The 12,485-nt window shown below is 70.7% G+C and carries 10 protein-coding genes; 3 read left to right on the top strand and 7 right to left on the bottom strand.

Features of this window, described 5'->3' with window-relative positions:
* Positions 1 to 13 precede the first annotated feature (13 nt).
* Positions 14 to 238, bottom strand: coding sequence for a hypothetical protein (locus ACIBEI_RS18605; RefSeq protein WP_398889997.1), 225 nt, complete (start codon positions 236 to 238; stop codon positions 14 to 16).
* A gap of 179 nt (positions 239 to 417) precedes the next feature.
* Here ACIBEI_RS18605 and ACIBEI_RS18600 point away from each other — a divergent pair, with 179 nt between their 5' ends.
* Together ACIBEI_RS18600 and ACIBEI_RS18595 are read left to right on the top strand one after the other, a co-directional pair.
* A complete protein-coding gene (locus ACIBEI_RS18600) occupies positions 418 to 1,275 on the top strand; it encodes a (2Fe-2S)-binding protein (RefSeq protein ID WP_398889995.1) in 858 nt (285 codons plus the stop codon).
* Positions 1,276 to 1,411: 136 nt separating this feature from the next.
* Positions 1,412 to 1,774: a VOC family protein gene (locus ACIBEI_RS18595; protein ID WP_398889993.1), complete on the top strand. Its 363-nt coding sequence runs from the start codon at positions 1,412 to 1,414 to the stop codon at positions 1,772 to 1,774.
* A 4-nt stretch (positions 1,775 to 1,778) separates the two neighbouring features.
* Here the strand turns inward: ACIBEI_RS18595 and ACIBEI_RS18590 are convergent, their stop codons facing one another.
* On the bottom strand, positions 1,779 to 3,764 hold the full coding sequence (locus ACIBEI_RS18590) for an N-acetylmuramoyl-L-alanine amidase (RefSeq protein ID WP_398889991.1): 1,986 nt from the start codon (positions 3,762 to 3,764) through the stop codon (positions 1,779 to 1,781).
* Between the two features lie 301 nt (positions 3,765 to 4,065).
* Positions 4,066 to 5,208 carry an aminoglycoside phosphotransferase family protein gene (locus tag ACIBEI_RS18585; protein WP_398889989.1) on the bottom strand — a complete coding sequence of 381 codons (1,143 nt, stop codon included), beginning with the start codon at positions 5,206 to 5,208 and terminating at the stop codon, positions 4,066 to 4,068.
* Between the two features lie 233 nt (positions 5,209 to 5,441).
* On the opposite strand from ACIBEI_RS18585, the gene ACIBEI_RS18580 reads away from it, so the two are divergent.
* Complete coding sequence (locus tag ACIBEI_RS18580) at positions 5,442 to 6,941, top strand: hypothetical protein (protein ID WP_398889987.1); 1,500 nt, start codon at positions 5,442 to 5,444, stop codon at positions 6,939 to 6,941.
* 63 nt (positions 6,942 to 7,004) lie between these two features.
* Here ACIBEI_RS18580 and ACIBEI_RS18575 read toward each other — a convergent pair whose 3' ends face one another.
* From ACIBEI_RS18575 to ACIBEI_RS18560, 4 genes are all read right to left on the bottom strand, one after another.
* Complete coding sequence (locus ACIBEI_RS18575) at positions 7,005 to 8,516, bottom strand: PP2C family protein-serine/threonine phosphatase (protein ID WP_398890274.1); 1,512 nt, start codon at positions 8,514 to 8,516, stop codon at positions 7,005 to 7,007.
* 312 nt (positions 8,517 to 8,828) lie between these two features.
* Positions 8,829 to 9,458 (bottom strand): hypothetical protein, encoded by a 630-nt coding sequence (locus ACIBEI_RS18570; protein ID WP_398889985.1) that lies wholly within the window; start codon positions 9,456 to 9,458, stop codon positions 8,829 to 8,831.
* An 85-nt stretch (positions 9,459 to 9,543) separates the two neighbouring features.
* Complete coding sequence (locus ACIBEI_RS18565) at positions 9,544 to 10,641, bottom strand: chemotaxis protein (protein WP_398889983.1); 1,098 nt, start codon at positions 10,639 to 10,641, stop codon at positions 9,544 to 9,546.
* A gap of 90 nt (positions 10,642 to 10,731) precedes the next feature.
* On the bottom strand, positions 10,732 to 12,318 hold the full coding sequence (locus ACIBEI_RS18560; protein WP_398889981.1) for an alpha/beta hydrolase: 1,587 nt from the start codon (positions 12,316 to 12,318) through the stop codon (positions 10,732 to 10,734).
* Positions 12,319 to 12,485: the final 167 nt, after the last annotated feature.

Genomic DNA, 12,485 nt, shown 5'->3' with positions numbered 1-12,485 from the left:
CTGGCGGTGGGGGTCACTTCCTCGGAAGCTCCACGCCGGTGGCCGTCGTCACGCCCGCGATTCCCGCACAGGCGTTGATGCCGAGCGTCGTCGGCGAGGCCGGTGGATCGCGCCTGATGCCGTGCGCGACTGCCCTGGGACCCGCGAGCGCGGCATCCGCCATGAGCCCGATCGCGGTACGCGGCGGCCGCAGGGGACGCGGCACACCCGTCGGTGCGGCCCGTTGGGTCACAGTCACGGTACGTGAGCTTAGGTTAGGCATGTTTAATGTTTCAACCAGCTGTGGATGGGCTGTGACATGCGCCTCCCTTGATCGTTGCTCCCGAGGGTGCGGTCACGCGCTGCTGTCGGTGATCTCTATACTAAGGTAAGCCTTACCTGCTTCACTCGCTTTGCCCCCCATGCACAGGAGTACCAATGACCGTGGCCGTGGAGACTCTGTCGACCGGTGCGGGCGTGTCCGTGTCCGGCCTGCTAGCGGACACGTACCGGCAACTGGGCGAGGTGTGCGAGGCGTTGACCGTGCGGGTCGCAGACCAGAATCCGGCCGTCACCCAAATGGGCGTCAGCGGAGCCGAGTTGACGAAGGATCAGGAAGCCCTGGACGCCTTCCTCCTGGCCGAGACGACCCGTATCCAGGACCGCTACGACCACACCCCGCGCCGGGACGTCGCCGCTTCCCGGGCCCTCCACGACTACGCGTGGTCCGTCGGGCTGCTGATGAGCGGCGTCTGGTACCTCACGGGCCGGGTGCCGCGTATCCACCCGGAGGACGTACGGCTCGACCTGACGACCGGCGTGTTCGAGATCAGCCCGCGCTCGGACCTCACCTGCCTCCCGGGCGACCCGGCAACCGCCCTCCCCGGTGCACTGACGGCCCCTCACGAGGAGGCGCTGCGTGCTGAGTTGAGGGTGGCCGTCGCCGATCATATGGAACCGCTGCTCTCCGCGATCGCCCCGCACATCCGGCGCGGCCCGCGCGCCCTGTGGGGCATGGTCTCCGACGACCTCGTCTCCGGCATCTGGTACCTCGGCCGCATGCTCGGCCAGGAGCCGGACGCCGTCCGGGCGGCCACCGCGCTCCTGCCCTCGGCCGTCGCACCCTTCCCGGGCGGAGCGGAGTTCCGTCGGCTCACCGGCAGTGACGGACGGCAGCACACGACCCGTACCCGTATGGGCTGCTGCCTCTACTACACGATCCGCCCCGCCGAGGCCTGCTCCACCTGCCCCCGCACCTGCGACGCCGAACGGCTGCGCCGGATCGAGGAGGGCTGAACCCGCTCACGCGCGGGCCCCGTCACACAACGGCCCCCCGCCGCACGAGCGGCACCGGCACGGCGGGCGCCCGCGTTCCGTCCCGCGTACGGTGGCTTGAGGCGCCCGACACATGTCTCACGACGGGAGACGCGCGATGAGCGGCGAACCGACCTTCTTCGAAATCGGCGTGGCCGACCCCGAGCGGGGCCGCGCCTTCTACGGATCCCTCCTCGGCTGGACCTTCGAACCCGGCACGTCCGAAGGCGGAGGCTTCGCCATCACCACCGACGGAGTGCCGGGCGGAATGCACGGCGGCGACACCGGAGCCTCCCCCTACCTCTTCTTCCGGGTGGACGACCTCGACGCCGCCGTCGCCCGGGTCCGTGAACTGGGCGGCACGGTGGAGGACCTGGGCGACGGCGGCGACAGCGAGGAGTCGGCCGCCCGGTTCGGCCGCTTCAAGCTGTGCCGCGACGACCAGGGCTCCGCCTTCGGACTCCACGAGCCGCCGAAGTGACGCTCTACGAGGCCGACGGCACCGCCCGTACGTCGGCGGCACGCACAAACGCGACCCGGTGCCCGAACTGGATCTCGTAGTACATGTCCTTGCCGCGTACCACCCGGTGCGGCGTCGTGTCGAAGGTCGGCGCGTAGAAGTACTCGCCCGGCACCTTGTCGCCCGCCGCGTACTTCTGCCCCTTGAGCAGCTTGTACGGCAGGGGCGAGATCTCCTGGACGGGCACGCCCGCCGGGTAGGCCGCCTTCTCCGGGTACGCGCGTCCGTAGACGGGGATCTCGGTCAGTCCGGCCTTCGGTGTCACGACGAGACCGGTCGCGTTCACCGCGGTCGGCTGCTTCGCCGGGTTCTTGAACCAGGCCTTCTGGCCGAGGTACCAGATCGCGGTCCAGTCACCGTCGCGCCCGGCGACCGCGTACCGCTGGCCCGTGGAGACCCGCGAACCCACGTCGTTCACATCGATCGTGGAGTCCTCGCCCTTGGGCCGCAGCCCGATGTCCTTGACGAGCGGCGCGTCCGAGCGCGGCTGGGTGTGCAGCCGTACGGCGCTCGAACCGTGCGCCGCGCAGGGCTCGCCCTTCGTGACGCAGCCCGTGAACTTCGGCTTGTGCTTGGCGAATCGGGGCAGCACGGTCACGAGCCCGCCGTTCGATCCCGGGACGGCGCGCAGCGGCTTGCCGAGCAGGGCGAAGTAGTGCTGCCAGTCCCAGTACGGGCCCGGGTCCGTGTGCATCCCGGGGATGTTCGCCGTCGTCGTTCCCGGCACGGTGTCGTGGCCGAGAATGTGCTGCCGGTCCAGCGGGATGCCGTACTTCTTCGCCAGATACGTCACCAGCCGCGCCGACGACCGGTACATCGCCTCCGTGTACCAGGCGTCCGGTGCCGCGAGGAACCCCTCGTGCTCCAGGCCGATCGACTTGGCGTTCACGTACCAGTTGCCCGCGTGCCAGGCCACGTCCTTGGCCTTCACATGCTGGGCGATGTGCCCGTCGGTGGAGCGCAGGGTGTACTGCCACGACACATAGGTGGGGTCCTGCACCATGTTGAGGACGCCTTCCCAGGCACCCTCCGTGTCGTGCACGACGATGTACTTGATGCTCTGGGACTTGGGCCGGTTGCCGAGGTCGTGGTTGCCGTAGTCGCCGTCGCCGAGCTCCTCGTACGGTGCCGGAATCCACTCGCAGGACACGGTCGCCGGGCACTCGGTGCCGGCCGCGCGCGCCGCCCGAAGTCCCGTATCGCCCAACTGCCGGGTGACGGCCCGCAGTTCAGGCTGAGCCGCGAGTGCGACCTGCTGGCCCGCGTCCGTCGTGCGGTGCTCTCCGCGGCGGATCACGTCGAAGACGTCGTCGGCGTACCTCGCCGCCGTCGCCGTGTCGTCGGCGCCCGAGTAGCGTGCCACCGCCCCGTACCAGTCGGCCGCGTCGTCACTGAGCGGCTCGCCGAGCTGCTTCTGGGCGGCGGCCAGCAGCGCGGCACCCCCGGCCACATTGGCGGCCGCGTCCGTACGCAGCCGCTCCGCCGGGATGCCGGTGAGATCGGCCGCCTTCGTCAACGTCTTGAGACGGGCGGGGAGTTGGGTGTTCTCGGGGATCTTGATGTCGGGGAGCAGCGGGGTGCGTGAGTCGTCGCCACGCGCGTCCTCCATGCCCTCGCTGTGGTGCGGTGCCACCGTCCGGGCGATCGCGGTGCGGGCGTCCGTCAGATGCATGGGACCGTAGCCACCGGTGACACTCGGCGCCCCGCCGTGCGCGTCCCAGCGGGACTGCATATAGGAGACGGCGAGAAGCACATTCCGCGGTACGTGGTACTGGGCGGCCGCGTCGGCGAACGCGCTCTGCAGACGTGCGGAGGACGTCTGGGAGCCGCTGTCGTACGGGGCGGCGCCGAGCAGCGGAAGCAGCAGGGCCGCCGAGGCGAGGGCACCGGCCGTCCTGCGTGCGCGTCTGTGCCCGGTGGAGGGGCTGGAGTCGCTGGGGGATCCTCGCAAAGCAGGCCTCCTGGGACGATCGGTCGCGATGGTGCGTGCGGGGCCGGGCGTGCGTCAGTGGTACCGGCTCTCCGACGATCCGTCAATCATGCCCAGAGACAGTTGATTTCCCACGTCAGCGGCGGGTGTCGCGGGTTTCGCGGCGACGGTGACCCGGCCTGCGAGGCGTCAGTGGAGTGGACCTGTGGCCTGTTCGGGTGAACGTTCCTCGATGGAGGAGTGCCGGGCGAGATCGGCGGCCCGACATGACGAAGGTCCGCGATGCGCCCTGTACCGGGCACACCGCGGACCACCATCCCCGTCAGCGAGTGCCGACCGCCGCTCGGACGGCCTTGCGGGCCATCTGGCAGTCGTCGTGCAGCCGCCTGAGCAGCAGCCGCTGTTCCTCGCCGGACGGCGCAGCACCCGGGTGGGCCGGTCCCGGTGCCGCCGGGGTCGTCTCGTGCATCGACCGCTGCACGGCCGTCTCGTACGTACGGATCTCCCTGGTGACCACGAGCATGAGGTTCACCAGGAACGCGTCGCGCGCCGCCGGTCCCGCCGACTGCGCGAGCTGGCTGATCTGCCGCCGGGCGACGGGCGCGTCCCCGAGGACCGCCCACAGCGTCGCCAGGTCGTACCCCGGCAGATACCAGCCCGCATGCTCCCAGTCCACCAGCACTGGACCGGCCGGTGACAGGAGAATGTTGGACAGGAGAGCGTCGCCGTGGCAGAACTGGCCCATGCCCTGGCGGCCGGACGAGTGCGCGATGCCGTGCACCAGCTTCTGCAGATCACCCATGTCCCGGTCGGTGAGCAACCCCAGCTCGTGATACCGGGAGATCCGGGCCGCGTAGTCCAGCGGGGCGTCGAACGTTCCCGCCGGCGGCCGCCACGCGTTGAGCCGGCAGATCGCGCCGAGCGCCGCCCTGATGTCCGCACGAGGCGGGGACTCCACCGGGTGCCGCTGCAGCGCCGCCACCCGTCCCGGCATCCGCTCGATCACCAGTGTGCAGTTGTCCGGGTCCGCCGCGATCAGGCGCGGCACCCGCACCGGGGGCCGGTGCCGCACGAACGAGCGGTACGCCGCTATTTCGTGACGGATCCGCTCGGTCCACACCGGAGAGTGGTCGAGTAAACACTTGGCGACGGCGGTGCTGCGCCCTGTCGTGCCGACCAGGAGCACGGAGCGGCCGCTGCGGCGCAGCACCTGCACCGGAGAGAACTCCGGACAGATCCGGTGCACCGACGCGATCGCCGTGCGCAGCTGCGCCCCCTGGGGGCCGGACAAGTCGAGTCTCCCGCTGAGCGGTTGGGTGCCGAGCCCCGGCACGCGCCGGGACCGACCGGCACCGAGCACGGGAGCCGCCCCCGGGCGTGCGGGGTCGAGATATGGGCCGCTGCCGACCGGGCGGGCGTGCAGTGACCGGGGCGGAGCGGACACGGAGGACGATGCTGCGTACATGGGCGAAACAGATCCCTTCGTGTGCCTGCGAGTTGCTGCGCTACCCGCCCCGGCCGCTCTGGTGCACCCTGGGGAGTGTCCCTTCGGCGACCGGGTCGGGGTGGCGCTTTCCTACCTGACACCCGATGCCCAGTGGCACACCATCTGGCGTGCCCTGGCGAACCCTGGCGAATAGTCGCTCAGCAACTGACAGGCGGTTAGTGTCAACTCAGCCGAGAACCTGGGGGCTTGACGTGAGCGGACAACCCAACACCCGCCTTTCGGACCTGTTCGGCCTGGCCGGCTGGTCCAAGGGGGAACTCGCGAGGATGGTCAACCGGCAGGCGGCGGCCATGGGCCACCCCCAGCTGGCGACGGACACCTCAAGGGTGCGGCGGTGGATCGACACGGGAGAGATCCCGCGAGATCCGGTGCCGCGGGTGCTGGCGGCACTGTTCACCGAGCGTCTCGGCCGTGTCGTGACCATCGAGGATCTCGGTCTGGTCCGGCACGGGCGCACGGGGAAACGGCAGGGCGCCGGGAGTGTGGAACATCCCGACGGTATGCCGTGGGCGCCCGAGCGGACTGCCGCGGTCCTCACCGAATTCACGGGAATGGACCTCATGCTCAACCGACGCGGCTTGGTGGGCGCGGGCGCCGCGCTCGCCGCCGGATCCGCAATCAGCAGCGCCATGCAGGACTGGCTGCACTCCGATCCGGCCCTCGCGGCCGACGCCCCTGACATCGACAATCCCCTGCACGCCGACCCCGCTGGGTTCGACCGCTACGAGGCCGCCCCCATCGGGTCGCAGGAGATCGAGGAACTGGAGCGCTCGGTCGAGGTGTTCCGGGCCTGGGACGCGGCCCGCGGGGGCGGACTGCAACGCAAGGCTGTCGTGGGACAGCTCAACGAAGTGGGAGGCATGCTCTCCTACCGACACCCCGACCATCTGCAGCGGCGCCTGTGGGGCGTCGCCGCCAACCTCGCCGTCCTCGCGGGCTGGATGTCGCACGACGTCGGCCTGGAGCCCACGGCCCAGAAGTACTTCATCATCGCCGCGCACGCGGCCCGAGAAGGCGGTGACCGGCCCCGTGCGGGCGAGGCGCTCTCCCGAGCTGCCCGCCAGATGGTGCACCTGGGCCGGCCCGACGACGCGCTCGACCTCATGAAGCTCGCCAAGTCCGGATCCGGTGACGAGGTCCTGCCGCGCACCCAGGCCATGCTCTACACCATCGAGGCCTGGGCACAGGCGTCGCTGGGCAAGGGCCAGGCCATGCGGCGCACCCTGGGGGAGGCGGAGGACCTCTTCGTCTCGGACAAGGGTGATGTGCCGCCGCCGAGCTGGATGCAGCTGTTCGACGAGGCCGACATGCACGGGATGCAGGCCCTGGCCTACCGGACGCTCGCGGAGCACGACCCGTCCGCGGCCGCCGTCGCGCAGAGCCATGCCAAGGAAGCCCTGGAGCTGCGGGAGAAGGGCCGGGACCGGTCGAAGATCTTCGACCACATCTCGCTCGCGTCCGCCTGCTTCATCGCCGACGACCCCGAACAGGCCGACCGGTACGCACGCCTGGCCCTGACGTCGATGGGCTCGAACTCCTCCCACCGCACCTGGGACCGGCTGCGTGAGATGTACCGGCTGACGGGGCAGTACTCCAGTTATCCGAAGATCAACGATCTGCGTGAGGAGATCAAACTGGCGCTGCCCAAGGGCTCGTTGAAGGCCAGGGGCGGCAACAGCGCACGGGCATAGGGGGCCTGTGCGGCTGTTCATCCCTGCCGGGTTCTGCCCGCTTGCTGTCGGGTCGTGCCCGCGTCAGGTGGCAACCCTGGCGATCAGTACGCAGGCGTCGTCCTCACGCTCCGTCTCGCCGAACTCCTCCACGACCATCCGTACGCAGTCCTGTGCGGTTCGGGCCTCGCCGAAGCGGGGGGCCAGGTCGAGGAGACGGCTGACGGCCGCGGTGTCGCCTCCACCCTCGACCTCGCTCGAGTCGTGGGACTCCCATGGCTGGGACCGGTCCCATGACTGGGTCTGTGGAGACACCCACCGCCGGGGAACCAGCCCGTCGGTGTGAAGGAGGAGCAGGTCGCCCGGTTCGAGCGTCTCTTCGGCCTGTCCGTAGACAGCGCCGGAGGTGGCGCCGAGCAGGACGCCGTCCGGCGGTGCGAGCGCGCGCCCCGTCCCGTTGCGGAACAGCAGTGGGGCGGGGTGTCCTGCCTGCGCCCAGGTCAGTGTGCGGCTCTCGGGCCGGTAGCGGCAGCACACCGCGCTGCCCAGGGCCGGCTGGACCGAGGCGTCGAGTAACTGGTTGAGCCACGCCATGAGCTGTCCGGGTTCGGTACCCGCCACGGCCATACCGCGCAGGGCGCCGATCATCATCGCCATGCCCGAGGTGACGGTCACACCGCGGCCGGTGAGGTCTCCGACGCTCAACAGCGTGTCCCCACCGGTCAGTTCGAGTGCGTCGTACCAGTCGCCGCCGATCAGAGCGCTCGTCGAGGACGGCAGATAGCGGGCGGCCAGATCCAGCGTCTCGGGTCCCTGGCGCGGGAGGCGCAGGGAACCGCGCCACGGCGGCAGCACGGCCTCCTGCAACTCGACCGCGAGCCGGCGCTCGGTCTGCGCGAAGTGCCGTTGGTGCTGCAGGGAGTCACGGGTCTCGCTGACGGTCCGCTGGCTGCGGCGCAGCTCGCTGACGTCCCGCAGGACCGCCCACATCGAGGCGGTGCTGCCGTCGGTGTCGAGCACGGGCTCGCCCATCACGTGCACGGTCCGTACGTCGCCGTCGGGCCGGACGATACGGAACTCGCCGTCGATCGGCTTGGCGTCGATGAGGCAGTCCGTGACCATCGCCGTCAGCCTCGGCCGGTCCTGTTCCAGCACCACGGAGGGCAGTTCGTCGAGGGTGAGCGGGGGAGCGGCCGGGTCGCGGCCGAGGATCTGGTAGAGCTCGCCGGACCAGGTCGCCTCGTCCGTCAGGAGGTTCCACTCGGCGCTGCCGACCCGGCTGAGCAGTGAGCCGTGCCGGGGTGCGGTCGGCACGGCTCGTACGGTGGGAGCCGCCGCCTCGTGCTCGACGGGAGCGGCCGACGGGCCGTCCCTCAACTGCGCCAAGTGCTCGTCGAGGTCGCTGAGTTGATGCATCGCCAGATCGCACAGGGCGCGCTGCCAGCGGCCCTCCGGGTCCGTGCCGTCGGCCGGCGCGTCGCGCCGTACGGCGTCCACCTCGCCCCGCAGTCGGCGCGTCTGCGAAATGAGCGCGTCGACCGAGCCGCGCGGGGGCGGCTGGGCGGCAGGGTGGTCCGCCGGGAGGTGGGACGGCATGACGTACTCCGATACAGGCACGGTACGACCAAGGCTGAAGGAAGGACCGGTTACGACTGTCGCACAGCCTGCGACGCCCTGTAAGGGATTTGGCAACACACGACTCAGTGGTGCCTCTGGCATATGCCGTAGTCCTCGTGGGGGATGTGGGCGAGGTGAATTCAATACGCGACCGGTCCGTCAAGTCGTAGACAGGATAGGCGAGTTGATGGAGTGACGGCAGTGGCTGCGACTCACTCAATCGTATGTTCGGCGTGAGTGTGTGCGGTGCTCGGACGTGGTTTCGCCGCTTCGGCGACGCTGAGCCAAGCGTCAGTACCGCTGGGCCTTGACCAGCTTGGGTGTCAGCACCGGCTCGGCGGGCTTGCGGCTGATGGCGAGCGGCTGGGCGCGCTCACCCGGGGCGAGGTCCTCGGCGCCCACGAATCTCGTCTCCACCGTCTTGCCGGAGGAATCGAGGAAGTCGACCTGTACCGCGTACGAGGCCTGCGAGTCGGTCTTGTTGGTGATGCTCACGACGACGGCGAGCACGCCGCCGGTCTCGGCCCTGGGCTTGCCGGTCATGGAGACGTCGGACATCGCGTTGCCCTGGCCGTCCACGTCCTTGAGCTCGCTCTCCGCCGCCTCGTTGGCGCGGGCGACCTCCGCCGACACGGACGCCTCGAACGAGGACGCCGCGGCCGAGGCGGAGGAAGCAGCCGCCGAGGCCTGGGCGCGTGCGGACTCGATGGCCGACTCGTTGACGGAAGGGGCCGTACCCGAGAAGGACGCCGTGTCGGGAGGGGACGGCCGCTCACTGAAGGACGGGTCGGAACCGCCGGAGTCGCTGTCGGTGCTGCACGCCGCGAGCGTGCTCGTGGCCGCGGCGATCGCCGCCAGCGCGACGGCAGCCGAACGAGCCCTGTGTGGCCGGCGGCGGCCACGGGGTGAGGGTGTGTTCATCACACGCTGTCCTTGCTGTCGGTGACTGGTCGATCTGCCGGGTCTGCCGACCCGTCGCGCTGCCGGGCCCGTCGACCCGTCGCGGTCAGTAGCGCAGCACTCCCGCGATGCCCGCCGCGTCGCCCAGCGTGCCGTCCGGGACGAAGTGGACCTGCGCGCCGGTGTCCAGGCACTGTTCGACGATCTCGTCCACGATGTCGTCGCGGGCGTCCAGATCGTCGGTGTCGGCCGGGACGAGATGGTCGCCGCCGTCGTCGCGCACGGTCACGCGGTAGTTCTCCTCTACGGCCAGCAGTCGGACCCGGCCCGCGGTCGCGTTCTGCCAGACCTCGTCGACGCCGGCCGCGAACGCCCGTCGGCCCTTGGCCGTTTCGAGTTCCCGTGCCACGGTGTCGGCGCTCCTGCGGTCCTCGGCCGTGACCAGCGGGCTGACCGCCTGCCACACGGCGTCGGCACTCGCGTGCGCGAGACCGCCGTGCGCGACGTGGACGGCGTCCTTGGTGACGGTGCCGACCTCGTCGAGGAGGGAGAGCGCGGCCTGCTCGCCGGTGACGTACACCGGTCGCGGGTCGCCGCGCAGGACACTGGCGAGGACGGTGTCGCCGTCCCGCAGGAAGTGGCGGGTCTGCTCGTCGCGGAAGGTGCTCGGCAGGTCGCCGATACGTTCCTTGCGCTCGGCGTCCGGGTCCTCCAGGCTGCGCGTCAGCGGGAAGCCGGCCGCCTCGGACTCGACGACATGCCCCCCGCCGCCGCTCCACAGGGAGATCCGGTCCGCAGAGACGGCCAGGACCCAGAACGGACGCTCGGCGGCCTGTGCGGCGACGAGATTGCGGGTCAGGAAGGTGTCCGAGAGGACGACGCGCTCCGGCACGGTCCGGGCCAGCGACCACACCTGGTGCTCCCCGGGGGCGGCGAAGATCGCGAGGCCGTCCTCGGCGTGCGCCAGATCGACCTCCGCGAGCGCCTGCTCCAACTGCCCGAAGACATCCATCCGCCGCTCACGGGTGACCGCGGGATCGGATTCCAGCTGCTTCTTCGCCTCGGCCAGGACGTTGCGCAGCCGGACGGGATCCTGCGCGTTGTCGGGCTCGCGGCGATGGGTCGGAGTGAGCACCGACACGGCCGGATAGGGCCGCGGACGGCGCAGTTCGGTGAGGGTGGTGGGGCTCAGCGCATGCTCCATATATGCACCATATGACCGAATGGGTCAACGGGCATGCGGAGGAGCCGGATCGGGCGAACGGCGAGGTGGGCGCTGTCTCCGTCACGATCCTCAGTCCTCCGCCCCGCACGAGCTACCGTCGGCCGGCAGCGAGCCGTACAGCAGGAAGTCGTCGACCTTCCGGTGCACGCACTTGGAGGACCCGTACCCGGTGTGGCCCTCGCCCTTGTTGTCGAGGACGACCGCCGACGAGCCGAGCCGGTCCGCCGTCTCAGTGGTCCAGCGGTACGGGGTCGCGGGGTCGCCGCGGGTGCCGACGAGGAGCAGTTTCGGGGTGTCGACGTCGCGGACCTTGTCGCGGATGTAGGTGGTGCCCTTCGGGCGGCCGTAACACATCAGGACCTGGGTGAGGCGATACTCGCCGAAGACCGGCGACGCCGCCTCGTACTCGGCACGCAGCTGGCCGATGTTCTCCGTGATCTGGTCGGCGGTGGGCCGGTCGGGGTCGTCGGCGCAGTTGACGGCCATCAGCGCGGCCGGGAGGTTGTCGACGGGAATGTCGCCCTCGTCGACCAGGCCCCCCTCCCCGTCCTCGGCGAGCCCGCCGTCGCCGGGAACCGTGATGCCGCCGGGCAGGGAGATGCCGCCCCCGGCGAACCGCATGATGCCCCGGGTGTCGCCGTCCTGGACGAGCGAGGTGAGCGCCTGCGAGAGGGCCGACCACAGTTCCTTGCTGTAGAGGGCCTGAACGATCGCGCCCACCAGATCCTGACCGGAGAATGGTTCACCGAAGTCCCCCGGCACCGGATCCTCGTCCAGCGAATCGACCAGCCGGACCACGTCCTGCCGGGCGGTGCGGGTGTCCTGTCCGAACGCGCAGTTGATGTCCTCGGTGCACCAGCCGAGGAAGTCCTCGAGGGCCGTCTGCTGGCCCTGCGCGCCGACGATGCCCTGTTCGCTCAGCGGTTCGGTGAGGGTGTCCACGCCGTCGAGCACCAACCGGCCCGTTCTCTTGGGGAACTGGGCCGCGTACACCGCGCCCAGCCGCGTTCCGTACGAGAATCCGAGGTAGTTGAGCTTCTTGTCGCCGAGGGCCTCGCGCAGCACGTCGAGGTCGCGAGAGGCGTTGACCGTGCCTATGTGGGGCAGCACGGGCCCGGAGTGCTCGGCGCACTCGTCGGCGGCCCTGCGCAGCAGGTCGAGAGCGACCCGGGGGTCGTCGCCGTCGCCCGCGTCGGGATCCGCCTCGGCCGCGGCCTCGCCCGTCCCCTCGCCACAGCTGACCGGGGAGCTTCTGCCGACGCCGCGCGGGTCGAAGGTCACCACGTCGTAGCCGTCGGTCAGGCCCATGAAGTCCTCGCCGCCCGCGGCGAGTTCGCTGACCCCGGGCCCGCCGGGGCCGCCGAAGTTCAGCACCACCGAACCCCTGGCCTTCCCCGTCGCCCGGATACGGGCCAGGGCGAGGTCGAGTGTCCCGTCGGCCGGTTTCGCGTAGTTGACCGGGACGGTCACCTTCCCGCACTGCAGGTCGTCGGGCAGGCTGTCGCCCTCGCAGGCGGACCACTTGATCCGCTGGTCGTAGAAGCGGGACAGATCGGGCCGGTCGGTGTCCGCCGCGGCGACCGTCGGCAGCCCGGCTCCCAGCAGGGCCAGCGTCACGGCACCGGTGAACGCCCGGCGTTGATGCGTGGACAGCATGAAGGCCTCCCGGAACGCCCCGGCGCGCAGCCGGGGATTCCCCCTCGATCACGATAAGGGGGCACCCCCGGCCACGCCTCCCGGCGGGCGGACCTGCGCCGGAGGCCTTACTCTGCGCTCCGCGCGCCCCACGGCGCGGTGTCACGACCTCGCGCCGGACAGTTCGA

Source organism: Streptomyces sp. NPDC050988 (assembly GCF_044456225.1).
Classification (GTDB): Bacteria; Actinomycetota; Actinomycetes; order Streptomycetales; family Streptomycetaceae; genus Streptomyces.
This window is presented reverse-complemented; position numbering and strand designations above follow the sequence as displayed.

What these genes read in the sequence shown, in the direction of transcription:
- ACIBEI_RS18600 (WP_398889995.1), top strand. Translation starts at nt 418, where the DNA reads ATGACCGTGGCCGTGGAGACTCTGTCGACCGGTGCGGGCGTGTCCGTG.
- ACIBEI_RS18560 (WP_398889981.1), bottom strand. Translation starts at nt 12,318, where the DNA reads ATGCTGTCCACGCATCAACGCCGGGCGTTCACCGGTGCCGTGACGCTG.
- ACIBEI_RS18575 (WP_398890274.1), bottom strand. Translation starts at nt 8,516, where the DNA reads ATGCCGTCCCACCTCCCGGCGGACCACCCTGCCGCCCAGCCGCCCCCG.
- ACIBEI_RS18565 (WP_398889983.1), bottom strand. Translation starts at nt 10,641, where the DNA reads ATGGAGCATGCGCTGAGCCCCACCACCCTCACCGAACTGCGCCGTCCG.
- ACIBEI_RS18595 (WP_398889993.1), top strand. Translation starts at nt 1,412, where the DNA reads ATGAGCGGCGAACCGACCTTCTTCGAAATCGGCGTGGCCGACCCCGAG.
- ACIBEI_RS18570 (WP_398889985.1), bottom strand. Translation starts at nt 9,458, where the DNA reads ATGAACACACCCTCACCCCGTGGCCGCCGCCGGCCACACAGGGCTCGT.
- ACIBEI_RS18585 (WP_398889989.1), bottom strand. Translation starts at nt 5,208, where the DNA reads ATGTACGCAGCATCGTCCTCCGTGTCCGCTCCGCCCCGGTCACTGCAC.